The organism is Burkholderia sp. LK4 (assembly GCF_001043615.1).
GTDB classification, from domain to species: Bacteria; Pseudomonadota; Gammaproteobacteria; order Burkholderiales; family Burkholderiaceae; genus Burkholderia; species Burkholderia cepacia.
Genome location: NZ_LDUL01000016.1, coordinates 137,151 through 159,233, shown reverse-complemented (window position 1 = coordinate 159,233; position 22,083 = coordinate 137,151). Strand labels below are relative to the sequence as shown.

19 protein-coding genes and 2 pseudogenes are annotated in these 22,083 nt (G+C 57.9%); 14 read left to right on the top strand and 7 right to left on the bottom strand.

What is annotated here, in order from left to right:
• Nucleotides 1-6 precede the first annotated feature (6 nt).
• Nucleotides 7-129, bottom strand: coding sequence for a hypothetical protein (locus VK92_RS43300; RefSeq protein WP_269431978.1), 123 nt, complete (start codon nucleotides 127-129; stop codon nucleotides 7-9).
• A 119-nt stretch (nucleotides 130-248) separates the two neighbouring features.
• Nucleotides 249-977: a hypothetical protein gene (locus VK92_RS39675; protein ID WP_231600723.1), complete on the bottom strand. Its 729-nt coding sequence runs from the start codon at nucleotides 975-977 to the stop codon at nucleotides 249-251.
• A gap of 286 nt (nucleotides 978-1,263) precedes the next feature.
• On the opposite strand from VK92_RS39675, the gene VK92_RS39670 reads away from it, so the two are divergent.
• The 3 genes from VK92_RS39670 to VK92_RS09225 all read left to right on the top strand — a co-directional run bounded on the left by VK92_RS39670 (nucleotide 1,264) and on the right by VK92_RS09225 (nucleotide 3,540).
• Nucleotides 1,264-2,451, top strand: coding sequence for a hypothetical protein (locus tag VK92_RS39670; protein ID WP_082160918.1), 1,188 nt, complete (start codon nucleotides 1,264-1,266; stop codon nucleotides 2,449-2,451).
• Between the two features lie 114 nt (nucleotides 2,452-2,565).
• Nucleotides 2,566-2,943: a DUF3592 domain-containing protein gene (locus VK92_RS09230; RefSeq protein WP_012492498.1), complete on the top strand. Its 378-nt coding sequence runs from the start codon at nucleotides 2,566-2,568 to the stop codon at nucleotides 2,941-2,943.
• Nucleotides 2,944-2,967: 24 nt separating this feature from the next.
• Nucleotides 2,968-3,540 carry a hypothetical protein gene (locus VK92_RS09225; protein ID WP_048025840.1) on the top strand — a complete coding sequence of 191 codons (573 nt, stop codon included), beginning with the start codon at nucleotides 2,968-2,970 and terminating at the stop codon, nucleotides 3,538-3,540.
• 1 nt (nucleotide 3,541) lies between these two features.
• On the opposite strand, the gene tssF is transcribed toward VK92_RS09225, so the two are convergent.
• Nucleotides 3,542-5,419, bottom strand: coding sequence for a type VI secretion system baseplate subunit TssF (gene tssF / locus VK92_RS09220; protein ID WP_048025841.1), 1,878 nt, complete (start codon nucleotides 5,417-5,419; stop codon nucleotides 3,542-3,544).
• Between the two features lie 140 nt (nucleotides 5,420-5,559).
• Here tssF and VK92_RS09215 point away from each other — a divergent pair, with 140 nt between their 5' ends.
• From VK92_RS09215 to VK92_RS09170, 11 genes and pseudogenes are all read left to right on the top strand, one after another.
• Entirely contained in the window at nucleotides 5,560-7,671 is a 2,112-nt protein-coding gene (locus tag VK92_RS09215) for a type VI secretion system Vgr family protein (protein WP_048025842.1), read from the top strand.
• An 11-nt stretch (nucleotides 7,672-7,682) separates the two neighbouring features.
• Nucleotides 7,683-8,975 carry a DUF2169 family type VI secretion system accessory protein gene (locus VK92_RS09210; protein ID WP_048025843.1) on the top strand — a complete coding sequence of 431 codons (1,293 nt, stop codon included), beginning with the start codon at nucleotides 7,683-7,685 and terminating at the stop codon, nucleotides 8,973-8,975.
• Entirely contained in the window at nucleotides 8,960-10,150 is a 1,191-nt protein-coding gene (locus VK92_RS09205) for a DUF4150 domain-containing protein (RefSeq protein ID WP_048025844.1), read from the top strand. The genes VK92_RS09210 and VK92_RS09205 overlap by 16 nt, the downstream gene beginning before the upstream one ends.
• A gap of 110 nt (nucleotides 10,151-10,260) precedes the next feature.
• Nucleotides 10,261-11,058, top strand: coding sequence for an ankyrin repeat domain-containing protein (locus VK92_RS09200; RefSeq protein WP_048025845.1), 798 nt, complete (start codon nucleotides 10,261-10,263; stop codon nucleotides 11,056-11,058).
• Between the two features lie 15 nt (nucleotides 11,059-11,073).
• Complete coding sequence (locus VK92_RS09195) at nucleotides 11,074-12,207, top strand: hypothetical protein (RefSeq protein WP_197092556.1); 1,134 nt, start codon at nucleotides 11,074-11,076, stop codon at nucleotides 12,205-12,207.
• Between the two features lie 12 nt (nucleotides 12,208-12,219).
• Nucleotides 12,220-12,684 carry a hypothetical protein gene (locus VK92_RS09190; RefSeq protein WP_048028311.1) on the top strand — a complete coding sequence of 155 codons (465 nt, stop codon included), beginning with the start codon at nucleotides 12,220-12,222 and terminating at the stop codon, nucleotides 12,682-12,684.
• A 132-nt stretch (nucleotides 12,685-12,816) separates the two neighbouring features.
• Entirely contained in the window at nucleotides 12,817-13,221 is a 405-nt protein-coding gene (locus VK92_RS09185) for a hypothetical protein (RefSeq protein ID WP_048025849.1), read from the top strand.
• A 46-nt stretch (nucleotides 13,222-13,267) separates the two neighbouring features.
• The gene (locus VK92_RS09180; RefSeq protein WP_048028313.1) at nucleotides 13,268-14,362 is read left to right on the top strand and encodes a hypothetical protein; all 1,095 of its coding nucleotides are present in this window, start codon (nucleotides 13,268-13,270) and stop codon (nucleotides 14,360-14,362) included.
• 610 nt (nucleotides 14,363-14,972) lie between these two features.
• Nucleotides 14,973-15,140: pseudogene (locus VK92_RS41595) on the top strand (transposase); the annotation flags it as partial.
• 150 nt (nucleotides 15,141-15,290) lie between these two features.
• Nucleotides 15,291-15,993 (top strand): annotated as a pseudogene (locus VK92_RS09175) (SOS response-associated peptidase family protein).
• 222 nt (nucleotides 15,994-16,215) lie between these two features.
• Nucleotides 16,216-16,656 (top strand): pyrophosphatase, encoded by a 441-nt coding sequence (locus VK92_RS09170; RefSeq protein WP_231600724.1) that lies wholly within the window; start codon nucleotides 16,216-16,218, stop codon nucleotides 16,654-16,656.
• A 6-nt stretch (nucleotides 16,657-16,662) separates the two neighbouring features.
• On the opposite strand, the gene VK92_RS09165 is transcribed toward VK92_RS09170, so the two are convergent.
• The 4 genes from VK92_RS09165 to VK92_RS09150 are packed head-to-tail and all read right to left on the bottom strand — an operon-like array spanning nucleotide 16,663 to nucleotide 21,690.
• Complete coding sequence (locus tag VK92_RS09165) at nucleotides 16,663-17,595, bottom strand: hypothetical protein (protein WP_053076317.1); 933 nt, start codon at nucleotides 17,593-17,595, stop codon at nucleotides 16,663-16,665.
• Entirely contained in the window at nucleotides 17,592-19,544 is a 1,953-nt protein-coding gene (locus VK92_RS09160; RefSeq protein ID WP_131723285.1) for an ORC-CDC6 family AAA ATPase, read from the bottom strand. Before VK92_RS09160 ends, VK92_RS09165 begins: the two co-directional genes overlap by 4 nt.
• Nucleotides 19,545-19,552: 8 nt before the next feature.
• A complete protein-coding gene (locus tag VK92_RS09155; RefSeq protein WP_048025851.1) occupies nucleotides 19,553-20,443 on the bottom strand; it encodes a phosphoribosyltransferase-like protein in 891 nt (296 codons plus the stop codon).
• Between the two features lie 11 nt (nucleotides 20,444-20,454).
• On the bottom strand, nucleotides 20,455-21,690 hold the full coding sequence (locus VK92_RS09150) for an N-6 DNA methylase (RefSeq protein WP_165589130.1): 1,236 nt from the start codon (nucleotides 21,688-21,690) through the stop codon (nucleotides 20,455-20,457).
• Nucleotides 21,691-22,083: the final 393 nt, after the last annotated feature.

The window sequence follows — 22,083 nt, the reverse complement described above, 5'->3', positions numbered from 1 at the left end:
CGGCGATCATGCATGGGTTGCAATCTCCTTGCGGATCTTGCCGACGTACTTGCAGTGGCATGCGGCCACCAGTACCCCGCCGACGAACGCGAGCGCGAAAGCGGCGAGGTAATCGAGGGGAGAGGGCATGATTGGTTTCCTGAGAATGGACAAGCGCGAAGCGGAGCGACGGCCTGCCGACGCGGACCGATCGTTCGGCAATTGAGTGCTTTCGACCTTTTGCTCGGATCAGAGGGCACGGACCGGTCTCACTGAAGGGTGGAGCCGAAGCCGTGGCCGCACGTCAGACACCGATAGTTGTTGAACACGTTGTCGTCGAGCACAGCGCCGACAGCCGAGCCGGCAACAGATCCGGCTGCGCTACCGAGGAGGCCGGCAACGACCGCACCCGCCAGTCCGCCGAACACCGCACCCACCGGTCCGCCGACCGCGCCAACGGCCGCGCCGGCTTCAGCACCGGATAGCGCCATGGCAAAACCACTGGTCGCGCCGGCGACGCTGCCGATCGTACTGCCGGTCCTGCGACCGACATTGAGCGTTTCAATACGCGTCGAGTTGCAATGGGGGCAGCTATGTGTGCCCGCTGGGGAGGAAGCTGTTTCGGTCGCCGGTTGGGGTGCGTAGGAGAAGTAGTCGGAGGACGGCGGCGCGCGATCTGCCTCCGGTGCAGGTGACGCGGGCTCGAAAAGCGATTCGTAAAATTCGGGCGGTGCGAACGACGATTGGCGGGATGTCGCATGGCTTGACGATACCGAAGCCGCGTTGTGTAGCGCGTCCAGCGCATGATTGGGATACGGCGCCTGCGCTTCCCATTCATCGTGTTCGTCGATCACAGTGGGCGACGGCGAGGATGGGGTAGGGGTTCGAGGGGAAGTAGGACGATCTTTGGTCGCGAGCCAGTAGCACCCGAACGTGAACATCGCGACGAGGACGAGTGCCGGGCCGACCAGCAAGACGGTGTAGAGAGTGGAATTCACGAAAGCTCCTGAGCGAAGTGCGCCGACGCGGAAATGCATCGGCGGAGCGGCTATAGCGGGCCGTGCTCAGGAAGGTGATATGTGGTTGAAAGAAATTGGAATCCAGCACCAGTGCCGGATGCTCGCCGATCGTTAAAAATTGGTTAATGCTCCAATTGGCAGTGGTGTATGCGAATTGATCGATCGGATCTGCGGTATCGTACACAGGCAACGAGTGGATGCTGATATTTTGTCGTGGGTGTCGCGACATCTGCGCGAAGTAGATCAATTACGCGGAGTAGGGGCATTGTCAGTTGATCAATTGAAACGAATACGCGAGGCGCTTTCGCCGTACGGATTGAAGCTGCTGAAATCTGATTGGCGGGGATGGAACGCTCAATATCGCTTCCGTTGCAGCAACGGCCACGAGGTCAGTCGATCCGGTTCGCATCTGTACTACAACCTCATCGCATGTCCTACCTGCCGTGATGAGGAGTCGCTGCGACAGCTTGATCAACTTGCGCGACAGGCCGGCGGGCGTTGTTTGTCCGCCAAATATGCCGGTCGTATGGCGCGCTACCAGTTCGTTTGCCGTGAAGGACACACGTTCGAGAAGACGGCTGGCAACTTGCAGAAGGGATCGTGGTGCGTGTTGTGTGCGCGTGAGGAGCATTCAAAGCGGATGTCCGATCCGGACGGGATGAAGCGCTTGCGTGCGGTCGCGCGGAATCGCGGCGGGAAGTGCTTGTCTACGACCTACACTAAGCTTTCAGATCGTTATCGCTTTCGGTGTGCGGAAGGCCACGAATGGGAGACGGTCGGTTATGAGGTGACGAGGGGTGCGTGGTGCCGAAAATGTGCCGATGCACGGAAGTCGGTAGCGTATCGTCGTGCTGACGGCCTCCAGGCGATGCAGGCGCATGCGTTGAAACGTGGCGGCATTTGTCTTGCGACCGAATACATCGGAAACGATGCCTATTACCGGTTTCGCTGCGGGTATGGTCACGAATGGGATGCGCAGGGAGCGAAGATCTTTCGAGGATCGTGGTGCCCGAGATGTCAGAACCAGGGCAACGTATATGACATTTCCGATATGCGCCGCTTAGCAAAAGAACATGGTGGCCGGTGCCTGTCTCGTACCTACAAGAACGCCGCGACGAAACTTGAATGGGCATGCGCACATGGCCATCGCTGGTCGGCAGTGCCGGGGGCGATCGTCGCGGGGAGGTGGTGCCGTGTATGTGCGTACGATGGCCGGAAGCTTGGGTTGAAGCTGATGCGAACAATCGCAAGGGAGCGCGGCGGTCGATGCGTCTCGACAGACTATGTGAACTCCAGCACGAGGCTTGAGTGGGAATGCCATATCGGGCATCGTTGGTTCGCGACGCCGAATACGATCAGAAACGGGCACTGGTGTCGACTGTGCGCCTATCTAGAGATGACGACAAATCCGAAGACCATTCGCAAGCGCCGCCACTTGCTGACCAAGGTCTGATAGCGCACCAGGCGGACAGTCTGGCGTCCAGATGAGGATGTTTTAGAATTTGGCAGGCTGATACGATCAGCATGGAGCACCCGAATAATTGTAAGGAATGTAAACGAGGGCGTCATGTTTAAGGGCATCAGTGCCATTGTGATTGGGGTGGGCCTTCTTGTCGCTGCTGCAATCAGCGCACAGTCGACTAGAGAGTTTCTTCGAACGTCGATTGTGGTACCGGGCCTCGTCGTTAAGCTCAATGCCGGCGGATACCATCCCGAGATTCAATTCACCACCAAGACAGGACAGCAGATTTCGTATCCGCAAGGCGGGATTGTCACGAAAGTGGAGCTCGGTCAACGAGTCGAGGTGCGGTACCAAGCCGACGATCCTGATGGCAGCGCAACGATGAATGTCTTCGCCGCGATCTGGGATTCGACGATTGTTTTTGCCTTCATGGGTGCGGTCGCAATCGTGTGCGGGATTATGAATCTGCCGTCACGGACATAACGAGAAGCAGAAGAGAGAGGGCGTATGTCGTATCTTCGGAAGAGCAAGTGGAAATATGACACTGGCGCGGGCGGTGGGGTGAGCGTTGACATCGTAGTTGCGACGGGAGGGAACATCGTTCTCACTGATCCTCAGAAGCATTCGCAAAGCTTCTACTATGGCGGTGTGGGTATTGGGTACGGCTGGGGCGCGAAGATTCCGAAAATCAAGTTGCCGAGATTCACAATTCCCGAGTTGAAATTGCCAAGCTTCGGTAGCCACGACGCAAGTGCGGCTGGTTCGACGTATGATTTCCCGAGTCATGGAACCGTTTACATGACAAGTGCATTTAAGGGCAGCGAGCTTACGCGATCGGATTTGCAAGGCGGAACCGTCTATCTTGATGGCTACGGCGGGGCAGTTGTCGCGCAGGGCGGGACCGTCATGCTGTTGGGCATCAATCCAGCATTGCTTGCGCTGGGCCTGACGAGCCCAGCCATGTCGATGATTCTGGCAGAGGCCATCGCGGATGCTCCGGCGCTGCTCTTCATGCATGGTCTAACGGCTGGCTTTCAGGCCGGTTTTGGTGGCGGTATTCTGGCTGGCTATCTCCACTGACCTATACCAGCGGTTGTGTCCCAGGGCGTGGAGTGCACCGCAAAAGCTCCTTGCCGCTCTCGGCCGATAACACGACGAGCTGAACGTAGCTGTTTGACTGAGCGTACGGGCCGAAGAATCGGTCCATGACAGCCGAGAACCGATGCAGGCTGACATCTCGTGTCGCAGCCTCGGAGAACGAAAGCACGATCTCCACACCGCGAACAAATGACGGGAAGTGATCGTCGAGAGACATCCACCTGATCGCCGGTTTGTAGTCGAGCGATGCGATCGCATCGATGCAACGTTGGGCAACCACGCTGGAACGCGGAGCATGGAAACGGAGAAACTCCTTCAGCGCGGGTAGTCCGGTCCGCGTCAGGTCGAGCGGATGCGGCGCCAGTGCCGACAGGACGCGCCAAAGCGCACCGCCACGCGGCAGGGCAGCCGGCAAGGTGGGGCGGGAGAGCAGCGTGATCGGGCACGCCAATGCCGAACCCTCGTACAGAAGATCGCTATCCGGACCACCGATCGGCAACCGGGACGGCATTGCTCCGTTGGTTGCCAGGACATCGACATCGACCTGAGGGTGTCGCGGATGTGCGGTTTGACCCTTTAAGTCGACCAACGCCAGTTGCGATTCCACAAGCGCGCCGTCCGGCATGGCTTCCGGATCTCGGTAGGCCAGCCAATAGACGGCGGACGAATCCGTCGGCCGTGCATGACTGAATGCACGATACGGCCACACCAGCGTGCGCGATGTCGCCTGTGAAGCGATGAGGGCCTTGTCTTCATCCGATTTCGTACGGTCGCCCAGATAAACGGCTTCAACCGAGTAGACGCTCAGCGGAATGCCGGTTGCCAACGGGGTCGGCGTGATCGGATAGGTGGCATCGGGACTGGTTAGCTGGATAGGCGTTGCCGCGCGTTCGAACAGGTTGACGACCGGTGTGCAAAACAATCGGAACGTGCTGATGTTCAGCGTTGCCAGGATCTGAGCGGCGCCGGAATCATGGGCGGTACCTTGCACGGCGATGTGAAGCGTCAGTCGTCGAGCTGCTTCGGCGCGCGCGGCGCGACGCATTCGACCCAGGTCGATGTCGACGAAATCAAACTTCTCGGGGAAGGCAAAATACTCGATCAGATGCCGAAACGACTGTGCGCTCGTATCGTCTTCGTTCGGTAATAATCGTTCGCCATCCGCAAAGCCGGCCGTCTCAATGGGGACTTTCGACAAGCGGGCCCAGCGTCCGCTTTCGTCCACCTCCACGTAGGCGGCCGATGCACGAAGCAACAGCGTATCGGAAAGTGCGGCGACGAGCGGCCGCTCTCCGGACAGATGTACCCGCACTGGGGCGGACGGAATGGCGTCATCGAATGCTTGCGACGCGGATTCGCTTGTAAAGGTAATCGAAATGATCCCCGTCACTTCTGCCGGGATGCGCGCCGCTGCTGGCGCAAGCGTCGCTGGCGAATAGCGAGCCGAGTGAATACGTAGTGGCGACAACGTGACGTCGTAGACGGTGCGGAAGCGACACGGTGCGGCATTGGCGTCCAGCATCGTGCCGCGCGCTATCGTTAACGGTTCGGTAAGCTGACCGAACAGAACCGATGGGTCGAATGAGGCAACCGCGCATGACGGGACCGTGCGCAGATACTGCGGATAGGCAATTTCGAGAAGTGCCTCGGTGAATTGCGGGTAATCGTCATCAAGCTTCGCATCGACACGAGCGGCTAGCAGCGCGAATGTCTGTACCATTCGGTCGACGTGCAGGTCTTCGACGTGGCCGCCAGACATGCCGAGGCGTGCCGCAATCTTCGGAAAGCGTCGAGCAAAGTCCGCCAGACTGCGTGCAAGCAGTCCGACTTCACGTTCGTAATGTGACAGCAGGTGGTCCATTCGCTGCAAATATTCAATAATCCGCGATAATCGGTCCCCGTTTTCCGGAGCCGACATCTAGTCCAAATGGCGCGCAGACATATTAGAATGGCCGCGCCGACAAAAAACTGCCCCTCTGCTGAGAGATTCCGAGGCTACATATGCAAATGTCCGAAATTGCGAGCTTCTTCCAGCTCCAGAGCAATCGCCTGTTTACGATTGAAACGCCTTTGAAAGGTCGATCGGATCTCGTGCTCGTCGATTTCCATTGTACCGAGGGGTTATCTCAGAATTTCGAGATGCATGTCCGGCTCGCGTCGCAGGACAAGAATATCGAGCTGAAGAAGCTGATCGGCCAACCTGTGACAATCACGTTGCAGTTGACCGATGCGCTCGCCAGCTCGGAAGAGCGTTACTTTCACGGATACGTCGCAGCGTTTTCGCATCTCGATACCGATGGTGGTTTTGCGATGTACAGCGCAACGATCCTTCCGTGGCTCTGGATGCTCTCTCGCCGGCAGGACATTCGGATCTTTCAGGAAGAGAATACAGAGGCGATTCTCGCGCGCGTGTTTCGTGAGTACGGCAAGCTCGCGTCGTTTGAGTTTCGGCTCTCGAAAGGAACGCAGAATCGCAGCTATTGCACGCAGTACCGTGAGACGGATCTTGCTTTCGTCGAACGGCTGATGCGCGAGGACGGCCTGTTCTATTACTTCGAGCATGCGAAGGATGGGCACAAGCTGATCATCGCCGATAACTCGGTGACCGCAAAGCCGATCGACGGGCGCAGTCCATCGCTGCAATACAACCAGGGCGAGGCGATGGACAATCTTGCCGTCATCACGTCATTTCAAGCGCAGCGTCAGCTTGCACCGGACACGGTCGGACTGAAAACTTTCGACTACAAAATTCCCCATGCCCGGCGATTCGTGTCGGGTGGAACGGAAGTCAATCAAGGCGACGTACCGTCCTACGAGATCTACGACTACCTCGGCGAGCATGGTTTCGCTGACAGCGATCGAGGTGAAGAGCTCACGCGCTTCCGGACGGAAGCGCTGGCTGCGCACAGCAAGACGTTCGTCGGGGTAACGACGGGTCGTCGGATGATGCCGTGCCGATACTTCGAGCTGGACGACCACTACGATCACGCCAGCACCAAACAGGAAGACCGGCAATTCCTGTTGCTGACTGTGTCACACACCGGGACGAACAACTATGAGCCTGGTGAGGGGAGCTCGGCGTATTCGTGCAGCTTCACCTGCATTCGCAAGAAAATTCCGTACCGTCCGGCATTCGAGGGCGAGCGTCCGACGATCGTCGGGCCGCAGACGGCGATCGTCGTGGGTCCGAAAGGCGAGGAGATTTATACGGATAGTCTCGGTCGGGTGAAGGTGCAGTTCCACTGGGATCGTCTCGGCAAACGCGACCAAGGGAGTTCCTGCTGGGTGCGCGTGAGCCAGCCGTGGGCGGGTAGCGGTTTCGGGATGATTCAGATTCCGCGAATCGGGGATGAGGTGGTCGTGAGCTTCCTGGACGGAAATCCGGACCGTCCCCTCGTGACGTCGCGTGTTTACAACTCGCAGAACATGCCGCCGTGGGCGTTGCCAGCCAACGCGACACAGAGCGGGATTCTGACGCGTTCGACCAAGACCGGTAACGTCAATACGGCCAATGCGATTCGCTTCGAGGACAAGAAGGGTGAGGAAGAGGTCTGGCTACACGCCGAGAAGGACCAGCGCATCGAGGTCGAGCACAATGAATCGCATTGGGTTGGCAACGATCGCACCAAGAACATCGATCACGATGAGACGGTACACGTCGGCCACGATCGCACGGAAACCGTCGACAACAACGAGACGATTCACATTGGGGTGGATCGTACCGAGACCGTTGGCAACAACGAGACGCTGACGGTCGGCGGCAACCGGAACGAGACGATCGAGGGGATGGAGAATCTCCTGATTGCACTGACGTCGACGGAGACGGTGGGGCTGGCGAAAGCCCTGACCGTTGGCGGCGCGTATACGGTGACGGTAGCGGGCGCGATCAACACGGCGGCCGGGCTTGCCAGCGCAGAGGAAGTGGGGCTGTCGAAAACCACGATGGTGGGTAAGACCTATACGGTTACTGCGGGCGATCGTATTGAGTTGCGAACCGGTAAAGCGTCGATCGTTCTCGAAAGCAGCGGACACATCACGATTAGCGGGACGAGCATCGACATTCTCGGTTCCGACGCGGTGAAGGTCGACGGCAAGACCGTCGATCTGAACTAAGTGCTACGACGATGGAGTTCCGTAACCTCACGCCCTTGCATGCGATGGCGTTCAATGCCGTCGACGTGCCGGGCAACGAAATCCACGTGGTGGCGCTCAAGGCAGCGTATCGGCTTGAGCCGGCGCAGTCGCTCGACGCCGATGGCGATACGCATCGTTGCGTGCTGCTGAGCGGCGACAATGCCGTCCCGTTGGCGATGGCAGACGAATACGAAGGCGAAACGGGTAAGAGCAGCGTGAAATGGGAAAGCGATCTCGCGCCGTTCAAACCGAAGTGTGACGTCCTGGTTCGTGCGACAGCGCACGCCCCGCATGGCATGCCTGCGGCTTCGTGGCCCGCTCGCGTACGGGTCTTCGATGCCGGTGCGATGGTCATCGACAAAGGACTGCGCGTAACGGGGCCGCGCTCGTTTACGAAGGGCTGGCGCGGGTGGAAGCTCGGCGAGCCTGAGCTGACACGAGCTGTTTCGGTGCGCTGGGAGCAGGCGTATGGCGGCGCGAGTCGCGTGGCCCTTGCGCCAGGTGCAACGGGAGCGAGCGCGGAACATGAACTGAACGAAGTCTGCTTCACCAACCCGCTGGGCCGGGGATGGGTGGAGAAGCGTTTCCTCGATCGGGCGACCCATAAGTCGGTCGTCGCCTCGTTGTGTGCGTCGTCGATTCCAGGACCATTGCCGAAGATTGCCGAGATTCCTGCGCCTCAGATCGAAGCATGGGACATTCCGATAACCAGTCTCGACGTTGCCGAGCATTCCGCTTCGGGGCTGGATGCCAAGCAGATGAAAGAGGTCGTAGCCCGCTATGCGACGACGCCTGTCGGATTGGGTGTTGTTGGTCGCGCCTGGACACCCCGTTTGCAGTTTGCCGGGACGTACGACGAGACCTGGCATAAGACAAGATGGCCGTACCATCCGGTGGATCATGACTTCCACTATTGGAATGGTGCGCCGGCAGATCAGCAGATCGAATGGCCTGCGCCGGGACTCGCCTTCGAGCTTGCCAATCTCGCGCTGCCGGAGCACACGCGTGCAGGCTTTTTGCGTGCGAGGCTTCCGGGGCATCGCGCCCTTGTGGCGCTTCGCTTCAAGAGCGGGGAAATCGTGCCACTCGAGATGAAGCTCGACACACTTTTGATCGATACCGAGGAAATGCGCGTATCGGCTACATGGCGGGCGGTTTTTCCGTTGCAGCCGGCGGTGCGCGTGTGCGAGGCACGTTTCGAACTCGATCGGCATGCGCCTCTGCTGCGAATGGCTGTCCCGAAAACAACCAGCGAACCGGAGGACGCGTGGCAGACAACGTAATGGCTCGCAAGGATGGCCAGTGGACCATCGTGTCGATGATGCCGGACGTATGCAAAACCCCCATGGGGAGTAGCACGCCGCCCGTACCTTATCCTGTCACAGCGAGCCTCGGCGACAGTCAGATGACGTCGAAGACGGTCTTTGCGAACGGGAATCCGATCGTGCGGTTCGATTCGAGTTTCGCGCCGGATACGATCGGCGATCAGGCCGGTGTGGCACATGGAGTCGAAAGCGGAACCGTTGGCGCCAAGTGCTGGCCTATCGACCATAGCAAGACCGTCCGGGTCGAGAGCAAGATGGTCGTGCGTCACAGCGATCAGTTCTGGATGAACGGCAATTACGTCGGGAAGGAAGCAAAGGCTGCCCGTTGGCGAGGTCGGAAGGCCCAGATTACTGAGGCACGGGAGAAAGCCGCTTCGATGCCGCCGGGACCGGAGCGGAGCAAACTCGAAGCGGCGGCAAATCGCTTTGAGCAAAACAATACGGCCGTCGAAAAGGCGCGCTTGGCTGAGAACGTTTACCACCCGGGGCAGGCGGCGCCAGAGGGATGGACGAACGTCAGCAGCGACCCTGCGAAACTGGCTCAGTTCAAGTTGAAGCCCAACGATTTTTCGATACCGGGGACAAACTTTCGTGCGCAGGTCTACGAGCCGGATCCGGCAGTTTTCGGAAATGACTTCAAGACGCAGGTGGTCTTTCAGGGGACAGACAAGTACAAATGGTCCGACTGGGCCAATAACATCGCTCAAGGAGCCAATAAGAACTCAGCCTATTACGATCGTGCAGTCAAGATCGGGCGAGCGCTTGAGAAGAGTGGAACCGATGTGGACATTGTGGGGCATTCACTCGGTGGCGGCTTGGGCTCTGCCGCATCGCGCGCAAGTGGCTTGGCTGCGACCACGTTCAACGCAGCCGGCCTCAATCCGGCGACGGTAGCGCGCTATGGAGGGACACCGGTGGCATCCGATATTCAGGCCTACCGCGTGGAAGGGGAGATCCTGACGAAGGTTCAGGAAGGCAGTCACGGCATGATGCCTACAGCTGTAGGCACGCCGCACATCCTTCCGGGAACGGGTGGTATGGTCGCACGCCATGGCATGAACCAGGTCATCGATGGCATCGAAGCGCAAAAAACAGCCGATCAGGCGACGATCGTTCAGGAGACGCGTCCTTGAGGACCAATACGACAACTTCGCCGGCCCGAAGCGTGAGGTACACGGCGCGGTGGCGGTGGATGGCTCTAGCCGCTGTCTCTGCACTAACAATCATCGTAAGTGGATGCAATATGAGCGCGAACTCACCCAGCAAGTATTTTGACGGCAGCTATCTGTCTGCTGCCAAGGCGATCAGCGATGGCGACGTTGCTCAACTGAAATCGGCGTTGTCCGGGATCGACGTGAACAAGCCCGGGCGACAAGAGATGACGTTGCTTTGGTTTGCCATCTCGACCAAGAATTTCCCCGCGATCAGCGAACTGATCGCGCATGGCTCAAAGCCGGACGCTCAAATTGTGGAGGGGCTGGGCAGTGCGATGTACTTCGCGATCACCAATGAAGACACTCGCTACCTGAAGGCCATGCTCGATGGGGGCTTGTCGCCGGATACGGTCGATAGCGATGGCACGAGCCTGTTGCAGCGGGCGATGGAAGGCAACGGCGCGATGGAGCGAGTAAAGCTGCTAGTCGAACATCACGCAAACATCAATCATCGCGACAGCATTGGCGGGACCGCACTGGATTCCGCGCTCGACGTCGCCAAGCCGGACATTGCGATTTTTCTCGTTGAGCATGGTGCCGATGTCAACGCCCATACGACGAATGGCGTGAGCGTGGCCTACTCCGTGCAGAAAGACATCGACGCACTGCAACCGGAGGCCAAGCAGGCTACGGTCACCGACATCTCGTTGGATAAGGAGGGGCAACCGGTCAGAACGACACAGACGCCTCCCGCACCAGGGTTGTCGCCCGAGGGCAAGGAGCGCTTGGAAAAATTCGAGCGCCTGCGCGCGCTGATGATTGCGAAGGGGGCGAAATTTCCACCTGACCCGCCGGCGAAGGTTCGAGAACAGATGAGCAAAAAATAAGTCGGGGAGCGTACCGTGGGTGACAAGGGCAATACTGTCGGCAGATTGTACGGTCAGGCGTCGATGTCGAGCGCCCCTGCGTCTTCAGCCAATCCGCCGGTGAAAGCGGAAACACCAGAAGAGGAGGGTTGGTTCTCCAAATGGTGGGGCAATACGAAGCACGAGCTGAGTGAGGCCGCAGATCATCCATGGGAGGCGACGAAGGGCGCTGTCAAAGGGATTGCCAATATACCGTCCGATATTGGCGAGTTGCTGATCAAAGGCAGTACGCTCCAAACCGCAGGGCAAATGGAGCAGGCTGCGGCTATGCAAAGTGTGTTTGGGCAAACGCAGTCTGCTCAGGCGCTGATGCAGGGGGCGCAGGAGGTCAAGGCGAGTGCTGGCTCCATCGAGCTACCCAAGTTCCAGATGAGCAATGCGGCCCAGGCTGGCGGCGACAAGATTGCGACGGCCGTGTCACTTCTTGCTGGAGGAGCCGGGCTGGCCAAGGGCGGAGTCAGAGGTATGGCGGCCCTGGGTAAGGTTGGTGCTGCTGAAGGAGCTGAACTGACTAAGACCGCTTCGGCCGCTGGGAAGGTGCTTAAGACTGAAGGCGCTGTTGCTGAAGGCGCAAAGGCAGCCGACGCACCCACGGCGGTCGGTAAGGCGGCTGGCGCAACTGACGGTGTCGGCACCGGAGGTGCGGCAGGAGATGGCGCTAAAGTGCTTAAGCCTGCTGAGGCTAAGCTAAAGCCCGGTACGCCCGAACATAAAGCATCGAGATGGGAAAGATACAAAGCACGAGGTGGGAAGAAAGACTACGAGGCTTGGAGCAAGCAATATGACACGAACATGCGCAACTACCAATTTGGAGCTGCGCGTGAATCTGCGTATCGTGAGGCCATGGATGCCTCTGAGGGCACCCTCAAGACGCCTCTGACCAATCGTCAGATTGATATTCTGAAGGCAGACGAAATGTATGCTGGACAGCTTAAAACAGGTCCCGTAAGTTTGACGAAGGAAAACATCTTGGCAATCCAGAAGGATGGAGAACTAGTCAAGCAAGGCTGGCAGGTTGAACACATCCTTGAGCAAGGCGCGTCGAAGCCATATCTCGATGCTTTGGAGAAAGCGGGCATAGATGCACATATTGGTCCTAAGATTCCGTAAAGGAAGTGTGAAATGGCTTTCGATAAAAAATTGGCTGAAGAAGAATTTGATAATTTCCTGATGAACATGGATGACCAGTTGGATTGGTTGTCCGGGAAGGCGGATGAGCATGGTATTGAGTTGAATGTCAAAATAGACGATTTGCCGAAGTTGGAGAAATTGTTTGATCTTTTGTCTAATGGTCAGGACAAGAGTTATGTGTCAGGTCTTGTTGTTGCATTTGCTCGTTTTCTTGGTGAGATTGTTAGGGAAAACTATGGCGGAAAATGGGACTTGCCGCTTGATGACGAGAAGAATATAAATTTCAATACTCCTGTCATTGTTGGGCATGTGCCAATAGACGGGCTTGAATTTGCACCGCTGTCGGTGATGCGCGCATACGCCCTTCGTAGAAAACCGGGAACCTTGCAGCGAGCCGTGGACGCGCAAGTAAATCCTAAACCAGTGGACTTAAGTGGCTTGGCGGAGGAGGAGTGACGTGTGGATGGTCCTGAGATCCTCATAATCTCCTGTGACAGCGTAAAGAGTTGCTGAAGCTTATAACTGGAAGGAAAGTAGGTGGGAAAAGATGTGAAGCGGCGAGGCGGCCGCTCGACGTTGATGAGAGAGATGTTGTTGCCACTATCGACCGAGAAGGTTCGATCTCTTTCTCTGGAGCATCACATGGCGCTGGCCGTGGTGCGTTCTGGAAACGGGGATTGTGACCAGGTTATCTGCCTGCTGCGGGTCGTCTATCTGGCCTTCTTTATGCGAAGTGAGACTGAATCTGGCTCGGATTTCGACCTCTACCGCCGAGCTGAAGCCGTGCTGGACGCCTATATTGCACGAGCAGAGCGCGACGAGCCGTGGATGCTTCAGCCGAACGAAGCCGCTGACGTCGAGCGGCTTCTAGTCGTACATGACGCACAACTGGCAGCGGTGCCGAAGTACCGCTATCTTGCGGCGTGGGATCGGTTGCAGCGGTTCGTAACGGGAACTGGACGATCGCCGATTCCATGTCGGGACAATGTGTAAGGGGCGACGGAGTACCCTTCCTCGACGCTCTACTCCTTCTGCGCGCATGAACTTTGCGACTCCGTTTACTGGCAAGCCTACAAAACCGCATCTCTCGGGATTGTTTCTGCTTGACCCGACTGTGCTCCTGAAGCTCAGCGGGCATCCGCTGCAGGCGATGCTGAAAAGTGCATTGGGAGAAGCATTGGCAAAGCGCATGGAGCGTGCGCTGCGCGATAACACGGAGTCTCAAGATCTCCCGGGCGCACTTCTGGATGCGTTGCCTGACTGGCCTATCGAGATTGCAGCCCAGTTCCGCCGGGCTGCGACCGGGGACAAGGCGGCAGCCGACATGCTTGCCGAACAGGGACCGTGGGAAACCTTCTATGCCGTTCGTACTGAGCCACTGACCTACTGCAGCGACTATCGACTGGCTATAGAGCGCGCGTCGCGGCCCGCCGAGGCTGCTGTTAGGCGAGGGGATTACGCCTCGTGCGCACAACTGCTCGGCATGAATCCAGTGCTCAAACCGTTGGTGTGGGATGGCGCTATGCGGGCGCTGACGCAGGCGAATGACGTCGAGGACATCATTGCGTTCCAGTTCAGTGTTGCGATGGAGGTGGAGCTCAGTTGCCTCGCCGCGTTGGATGTTCAGCTTGGCGTCAGTGACCAGGTCAAAGAACCGATATTTTCCGTGCTGCTGCAAGACCCGGAGCATCCCGACCGGAATCCGCCAGCGTTGTTTTTTCAATGGATCAGGCAGACCACCGGGCTAAGTACCCTTACTGAGCTTGAGGCACGGTTATCGCTCGCCGGTACACCCGTTCATCTAGTGACACTCAAGAATTGGAGTCGTGGCCGCCAGATACCGACCTTCGCGTGGCTGAGGTTGCTCGTCGCGCTCTGCCCGACCGAGACGGACCGGCAGCGGGCGGAATGGCTGTACTGGGCCACAAAGCTGTTGAATCTGTTGGGCCATTACTCGACTCGATTCGTGAAACTGACGCAGCGTCGATTCGCTGTGGAAACGCCCCCGGCGGCCGAACAGGAGGAGTCACTGTGGCTGCGATTTCCTCACCACTATTGCACATTTGGTGATTGGGCCCGAGGACGTTACCCACATTGGATTATGTACCACCGGGCCCGAATCAACGGCGGGTAACACCCGAACATCGGATGTGCGTTCTCGCCCGCCTATCGTCTACCTTGCGAGCTCGGCTGTGATCGCGCCGGCGCATTGGTCCTGCCGCCGCCGGAGGGGTGTCCCGTAGTGCTGGGCCAACCGCCGGAGCCCTTGGCAGTGCCGGACTTGCTGCCCGTCTTTCCACCTGAGGTGTTTCCGCTTGGGTACTTTCCTGCTCCGTGTGCCATGTCGATTCTCCAGTGTAGAGGGTTGGCTTGCCGTGACGGACCCAATGCCCGCCCACGAATTGAGTATTCGATATCCGGAGGGCGGCGTGGGTAGCGCTGTTTGGACACGGTGGGAGGTGTGGCCGGGCGGGGCTGACCGTCGTATATGTGCGTGGTGACTGGCTGAATGCCTCTGACGAGCCGGCATCCATGACATCCCCATCAGGATCAAAGACGCGGGGATCCAGCAAAGGCGTCGAGCTTGGCAGGTATGGGTATCTTGAGCCCCGGACGGTGGAAATTGGGCGGCACCGCTTTCCCGATGCTCCCGGCCAACCGTAAGCGACTCGGCCCGACCGTTTCCCGACGCTGATTTTGCTGGCGCACGATAGTCGCGTTTAGATTGACGGAGACGGTCCGCTATGCCGAACGCAGCGCGCCCGGCCCATCGCACGTATGCGCCGGAATTCAAGCAGCAAGTGATCAGGGAAACGTTGGAACCAGGCATGTCGGTGTCGATCGTCGCGCGGCGGCACGACATCAATGCCAACGTCGTGTTCGGGTGGCGCAAGCAATTTCGGGAAGGCAAGCTGGAGCTGCCGGTACTGGACGCTGCGCCATCGGCCATGACAGGCACGGAGTTGCTGAGCGTTGACGTGATCGATTCTGCGTTGATGCTGCCGGCGCCGCAGCCGGCAGGAAACACGACGTCGAAGGTGATAAGCGGTGTTCCCGCACCGATGGCTGAGTGGGCCTGTCATGCCGTAGATCCGGGCCTAAGCGAGTTCAAGATCGATAATTTCCATGACCTGTACCGCTGGAGGCCGTGGAAGCCCGAGATCTACCCAGGACTACGACGCGCCGATCGTCGGACATGTCGACGGGCAGTTCAAGCCGCTGATCGCGGGCTTCGGCTTCGTGCCGCGCGCGCTCCAGAAGGAGCGGATTGAAGCGGCAAAGGCGGCCGGCAAGAAGCCGGACATCATGCGCACGTCGATGAACGTGCGTGATGACAACGTCGGGAAGTCGCGGCTATTCGCTCCAACATGGCGAGCCGGGGGCCGCTGCCTGATCCCGGCCAAATACATCGTCGAGCCGTCGTATCCGGAGGCGTATGAAGGCGAGGATAGCAAATGGGTGCTCGGGCCATGCGTGTGGCAGCGCATCAGCGTGATCGATCACCCCACCATGTGCGTCGCCGGGATCTGGCAAACGGTGCGTCGTCACGACGGCACAGATGTTAATGCGATGGCAATGCTTACTGTCAACGCCGACGGCCACCCGCTGATGTCGCGCATGCATAGTCTGGCTGACGAGAAGCGGTCAGTCATCATCCTCCGGCCGGACGACTGGGAGGAATGGCTGACGACGCCGAACGTCGAAACGGCGCGAGCAATGCTGCAGCTCTACCCAGCGGATGAGATGGTCGCGAACCCAAAGTAACTTGTTTGAGCGCAAGCACTCCAGCTTGCCCGTACCAGCCACGCTGATTGGAAACTTGTTCTACCATGTGCTGTAACAACCGCGGGCACGGATGGTCCTGGCTGAGGGAGCCGACTCGTGCGCCGCTGAGGCGCCTTGCGCTGGCGCCACATATCGAATAATTGCCTTTGCAAGAGCGTTCTTACTGTACTCTGATGTCCCAATCGTTACGGGAGAGAAAGATTGACTGATCCGAACTTTGCCAAGCGTATCGCCGCCATGAACGCAATGTATAAGCTGCCGGCGCAGCAGAGCCCCGCATTGCCAGCCGCGACTGCGGACAGGCTGCGAAAGTTCAAGGCGACCTTGCTTGATGAGGTCCATGAAATCGACGAAATCATCAGTGCTGCCGAAGGAGATGGGGATCCGCTGGACATCCTGGTTGCGTTGGCGGACCTCCTTGGCGACGTGATCGTCTATTGCCGATCCGAAGCACTGAAATATGGCATCCCGCTCGAAGATGTTTTGTCGATCATCATGGACAGCAACGAGAGCAAGCTGGGTGCGGATGGCATGCCAATCTACGACGACAACGGAAAGTTCCTGAAGGGGCCGAACTACTGGAAGCCCGAACCGAAGATAAGACAGCTCCTCCAGGCCGCTATTGCTAACGGTGAGACGTGAATCAAGTCAGGTGCACGTATCGGGGGGCGCAGCCACCGATCTATCGGTGCGGTCGATTGTCACTGTGAATCGGTGCCAAAGGTCGACTCCCGAGGAGCGCTTCTTCTTGCGACGCGGGTGATCGAATAGTAGACCGACCTGCTCGGGATAGACACTCGCAAAGATCGCCGAAGCGATACCGCACGGCTTAGGGCCGATGGGCGCGACGAACATCCGCTTATCAGGGCCAAGTGTGTCGCGTGTGCGTTCAAGGCATTCGAACGCGGCCTCTGGATCATTGGCCGAGCAATAGTCGAGATGAAGTTGATGGGTTTCCAAGGCTGTGAGGTGCGGAATGATGGCATCGAGCTCCCAACCTGGATGGAATGCTGGGATCCCAAACACCACCTTCACATACTTCGAGGCGATCATCTGGTATTCCTCTAGCGCACGGTCGAGCCGTTCAGGCTCGAATCCAAGGAAGAAGACGCCCGCCTCGACCTCCTCGCTGGATAGGTCGACAATAGCATTCGGGATGGCCACGTAGCCACGCGTCGGCTCGGACAACGCGAACAACTCCGCACCCTTGCCGTCGCGAGTGTATTCGGCTGGCTCGACATAAATAATATTTATCGCAGTGGCGCCGTTGGCGAGCAGCGCGTTAACAGCACAAAACAGCTCTGCAAAGCCGAGCGTCGTTGCTTCTAATACGACCTTGCGCCAATCGTACTCGCATAGCAGTTCAAGGGCCGAGTCGCTGGACATTTTTCGCGTGCCTACGGTTAGTGACATGTCGTCGACACCGAAGCTTAGCTTGACACGGCTGGTTTCAGGCGCACTTCGGCAGGCCGATTCACCCCGATCATCCAATTCTTCGCCGTGTAGGAGGATCATGTCCTCAGGAAGCTGGAGGTCTGCAGCCCTTTTGCCAGAGACTGAGAAAAACTTTGTCTTCATCATAGCTGCAAGCCGAGTTGTTGGGCGTCGGTATCCGATAGCTGCCGCGCGAGGCCACGTGCCAGTTCCTTGTATTCGTTCTCGTTGCCCATCACCAACGTGTGAAACTGTTCTACTGAGAGTTCGAGTTTGCGTTTGCGCCTGTAGCTTATCTGGAAGTAGGGTGCATAAATGGGATTAAGTTGATAGTCGACAATGTCTTGGCCAACACCCGACTTAGATTTTGTTTCGAGTTGCTCTACCAAGATGCCGTATCGCTGCGCCTCCGCGATAAAGTCTGCCTCAGCTTCATCGAGCGGCCGACTTCCCGAATTGATCGTAAACTGGTTTTGCTCAGGCTCGCTCATGGTCGGGCTGGCCTGTAACGCACGAAAAATATTGCCCAGTCTTAGTACGAACATCCGCAGAGGTTCGCCGAAGCGCCCGAAGGTCCGGATTTCCTTGATTAATTGTTCCGATGCGTCGTATGCCGCGCGACATTGAATTGCAACGGCGTATGGCGGATCTGGCTGATCCCGCAATTCTGCAACCTCAAGCGTCTTGTAACAGAGAATGAGGAAGTTCCGGAGGTTGTTGTTTGACATCGTGCACAGCGTTTCGAATCCGCTATACAGTGGGCATTCTCGGCCGAATGGACGATACAATTCCAATAGGGATCCAAACAGATTATTGTGAACCCAACTGCTGCTGAACAGCCCTTTCAGGTCGGTGGCAAAGCTCTTCAGCTCCGTTAGTACTTTGTCGGGGTGAAGTGTCTCGCGGTTCAGCAGTGCGGGTAGTATGACAATCGCTTCAGCTGGTGCGCCTTCGAACATGAAGTCATCAGCGGCAAGGCTGCTTCTGCGGTCTTTCAAGGCTTTACTTATCCGCTCACGAATGCTCTTGCGTAGTGGCGGCTGCTCGAGGGCATGCGCGGCGATTTCCTTGTCCGCCATAGTGGGAAATCGTGTACGCATGTCTGCCAGCACTGCTTTCTGATAGGTCGGCGTCTGGCGCTCATGCAAGCGATCATGCGATCTGACCATATTGAGTCGCTCGCTCTCGAGTCGACGAGCAGCAATGTCGAGATTGCCGAGGAAAACCTCAGCAAAAAATGTCATTGCAGCTCCACTGAGCGTCAGCAAATAGTCGAGGTCCACGAGCCTGTAATCGTGCGTCGCATTGATTGACTCGGATCCGGACGTGTCGTTGTCTGACGGATGTTCCTTTGACGTAAAGCTGACGATCATCGGACGTTGGCTGTGCTTGAGAAAGGAATTCAGCACATGCCGTTGGTAGGGGACCAAATTCTCGACCTCGTCGACGTAGACAAACACAGCTAGCGTCGAAAGCGCAACGTTGCACTGCAAGTCGGCAATCAAAGACAGGATAAAGTCACGGCCCGGCGGCAGAACAGGGCAGTCTATTACCTTTACATTGGATACCCAGGTCGTGAACTTGCGACGCAACGATTCGAGGTATTTGGTCAGCTCCCGCACATTAGTAGGTGCCTCGGCGAGGTAGTCTGCCGCGCTTGGCAGGCTTAGCGCGGCCAGGTCTTCGCGATTGAATCCGGGGAAGGCGCTTTCGGCGATCGTTTCGACGGCATGCAGCAATTCCGTGGCGATCACTAGGCCAAAGTAACTTTCGAACACGACGCTCCATTCGTCGTTATCGATACCACGGTGGTATAGCGAGCTACAGAACTGAGTGTCAACGCGCCAATAGATGGCGACATGATTGATGGCGTCGGCGGGGATTTCCTTGCGCCGCTTCGAAAACGCTGTATGGTAATCGAAGTACTTCAGCAGCATGGTCTTACCACAGCCGCGCTTGCCTGTGATATACACGGAACGCGTGGCCGACGTGAGAGCCAGTCGATCAAAGTAGGGCGGAATAAAGAATTCGCCCCAGACATCGGCGCTATGTTCCTCAGCGCGAGTGCGCGCGAGCATAGAGGCGTCAATATGCATAATCAAGCCTATCGTTCGACCAGAGGTTTCCAGTTGTCGGAAACGCCCCAGAGCAATTGAATCGAGTCATCCGGGACGCCGTGGCTGAATGCAACTAATGCCCCGATGTCGCCGTAGCCATTCCCCCCGTTTCCGCCGTTAAACGGTTGGGCGCGAGCGTGAATTTGCGCGTAGACCTCTACGGGCGATTTGTCGTGCCTCCACTGCTGAGTATCGACCCACCTCCGCGCAAGGGAGGTGAAGCAGGTTTCCGGTGTCAATAACTCGCCGTGGAACAGCGGCACCGCAGGAAACCTAGTGCGTAGATGATCGCAAGCAGCTTGGTGCGCCATGCCGACAGCAATGGCAACGCGCCCAGTCGAATAGTCTTGTTCCCAACTTTCAAGGAAGTTACCGAGCTGCATGCCGGTGTAGGTGCCGTCGTCCACGACAATGAATCGCTCATTCTCGTTCAGCACAGCGAAGTCAGACGGGTAGGACTTCTTGATGCCGTACCGTTGATTGATCCCCCGGGCGATCAAGTCGCCGCTTTTGCCGGGCTGCGCCATGCCGTAGAGCACAATCGATGGAGGGCCACAGTAGAAGTCCAGCCCGGCGGCGCCATGTAGGGCGTCGGTCCAAGCAACCGTTTCCCGCTGACCGGTCTTGTCGAGGAAATGTAGCGTTGCCTGCTTCAAGGCTTGGCGCATCGACGACTGCAGCTGCTCGGTGTTCCTGAAGATGAGGTTGCGGAGGATCAACCAAGCGAGTGTCTTTTCTTCCTCTGACACGAACTGTTTAACCCAAACTTTGATGCGCTCGACCGACAGCGGCGTGCGCACGTTCGAGCGGCTAAGTGCGTGGACGGCCCGCTCCACGGCAAGTTGATCGAAGCCACCGAGTTGGGGTATTTGTGACATCGTCCGACCGCTCAGAATTGGATTTCGAGAAGATTGGTTTTAGATAAGAACCTTGCCGCGACACCGTGGGCCGATCTCGCGAGGGCAAGCTGGCCTCGTTCACTTTGGAAGAATCGGTAGAGCCGATCTCGGTGCTCGTCTGTGACGCGCAGAGCAAAGACACAATCGCTAATGGCACATGGGCCATGGACTACCAGCGCGAACTGGCTCTCGAGGTTACGGCCCACCCGGGCCAAAAGAATATCGCCGGGTAACGCCAAGCGGGCACCCTGCGACGCAATTTGGACGGATCGTTTTCCGAGAGCGAAGCGTTTTGGAACAATGCGGACAGCTTCCTCGCCTGCGCACTCCGCGAAGTCGCCAAGGTGGAATACTGGCGTCGGGAACGCCGAAATTTCGGACGAGCAGATCGCCCCGCGCACGATACACGTAACAGCCGCGCCCACGGCAATCGGCGGAAGGTCGTCTCGCAGCACCTGAAAATTCGGCGGTGCGTGGAAGGTGTAGTCAAGTCGCTTAACAGCGAGATCGGCAGGGACCTCGACAGCCGCGCTCAGGCGCCCGTCATGCTCCATTTGCCGCAGCTTTACTTGCTGCGTCTCGCCAGCCATTTTCGACAGCACGGCGAGGTAGGTTTGCGCTTCGGTGCTCTTGAATACTCCGCGCGGAAGCTGAACGACTTGCTCAAGCTTATGTTGGCGCATGAGGGCTTGACGGACGCCACTAAAACGTTCGGCAGTGATCAACCCGTCAGGCAAGATCAAGCCGAGCTTTCCATTGCGGCGTAGCAGCCGCAGGTTCTGTGCCAAGAAAAGTAGGTCTGCACCAGCGTCACGAAGCGATGCGAGAGCGCCTGACAAGCCCGCGTCTTCCAGGATCTTGCCGAAGTCGGATCGCCACCGCGGGCGGATGTAAGGTGGATTGCAAACCGCGACGTCCACTGTACCCAAGCAAAGGCCGATTTTGTCCGACAGCGCTTCATCAAGCGCGTCGTGCACAAAGTGAATATGCTTCGCATCGAGGCCAATCTGCCTCGCATGCAATTGCTTCGGAGCGTGGTGATCAACATCGACCGTGATCAGTTGCGCGTCACGCCATCGATCGACGGCGGCCGAGCATAATGAACCGGAGCCCGAGCCGAGTTCGAGTACCAGCTTGGGAGTGCGGGCCTTGATATGCTGGATCAGTGAGCGGCTGACTTCAGCGGAAGTGTAGTACCGACCCCATGGATCAGAGTACTGGCCCAAGTGGGTCCGATGTTCCCTAAAACCCCTTGACGACGCCCCCATCTGTTCCCCCGTTGAGCAACCGAATATTTTAAAGCGGTAGCCAACCGCATGTCACGATAGCTTCGTCCGAGAATTTGGCGACGAGTGGACGATAGCAGCGGGCGTGCTGACGGCGCCCGCTCCAGCGGCTTACGACATCAGTGGTCGAAGCGGCCGGCATGAGCCATGGGCTACGACCCAGCAAAGCCGCTCTCTACTCTACGACATGGTCATATATTTCCGCTATCACGGGCCGTCTAATGAGTCTGTCCGGTGCCACCCTGCGCGCCGTGATCCCGGGTGCGAATCCATCTCGCCCGAGTTTACCAGTGGACTGGACGGGACCGATCGAAGTTCGCTATCCGGCTGGGT

Coding starts and splice junctions, on each gene's coding strand:
- VK92_RS43300 (WP_269431978.1), bottom strand. CDS start 129: ATGCCCTCTCCCCTCGATTACCTCGCCGCTTTCGCGCTCGCGTTCGTC.
- VK92_RS09230 (WP_012492498.1), top strand. CDS start 2,566: ATGTTTAAGGGCATCAGTGCCATTGTGATTGGGGTGGGCCTTCTTGTC.
- VK92_RS09225 (WP_048025840.1), top strand. CDS start 2,968: ATGTCGTATCTTCGGAAGAGCAAGTGGAAATATGACACTGGCGCGGGC.
- tssF (WP_048025841.1), bottom strand. CDS start 5,419: ATGGACCACCTGCTGTCACATTACGAACGTGAAGTCGGACTGCTTGCA.
- VK92_RS09215 (WP_048025842.1), top strand. CDS start 5,560: ATGCAAATGTCCGAAATTGCGAGCTTCTTCCAGCTCCAGAGCAATCGC.
- VK92_RS09210 (WP_048025843.1), top strand. CDS start 7,683: ATGGAGTTCCGTAACCTCACGCCCTTGCATGCGATGGCGTTCAATGCC.
- VK92_RS09200 (WP_048025845.1), top strand. CDS start 10,261: ATGAGCGCGAACTCACCCAGCAAGTATTTTGACGGCAGCTATCTGTCT.
- VK92_RS09190 (WP_048028311.1), top strand. CDS start 12,220: ATGGCTTTCGATAAAAAATTGGCTGAAGAAGAATTTGATAATTTCCTG.
- VK92_RS09185 (WP_048025849.1), top strand. CDS start 12,817: ATGTTGTTGCCACTATCGACCGAGAAGGTTCGATCTCTTTCTCTGGAG.
- VK92_RS09180 (WP_048028313.1), top strand. CDS start 13,268: ATGAACTTTGCGACTCCGTTTACTGGCAAGCCTACAAAACCGCATCTC.
- VK92_RS09165 (WP_053076317.1), bottom strand. CDS start 17,595: ATGATGAAGACAAAGTTTTTCTCAGTCTCTGGCAAAAGGGCTGCAGAC.
- VK92_RS09160 (WP_131723285.1), bottom strand. CDS start 19,544: ATGCATATTGACGCCTCTATGCTCGCGCGCACTCGCGCTGAGGAACAT.
- VK92_RS09155 (WP_048025851.1), bottom strand. CDS start 20,443: ATGTCACAAATACCCCAACTCGGTGGCTTCGATCAACTTGCCGTGGAG.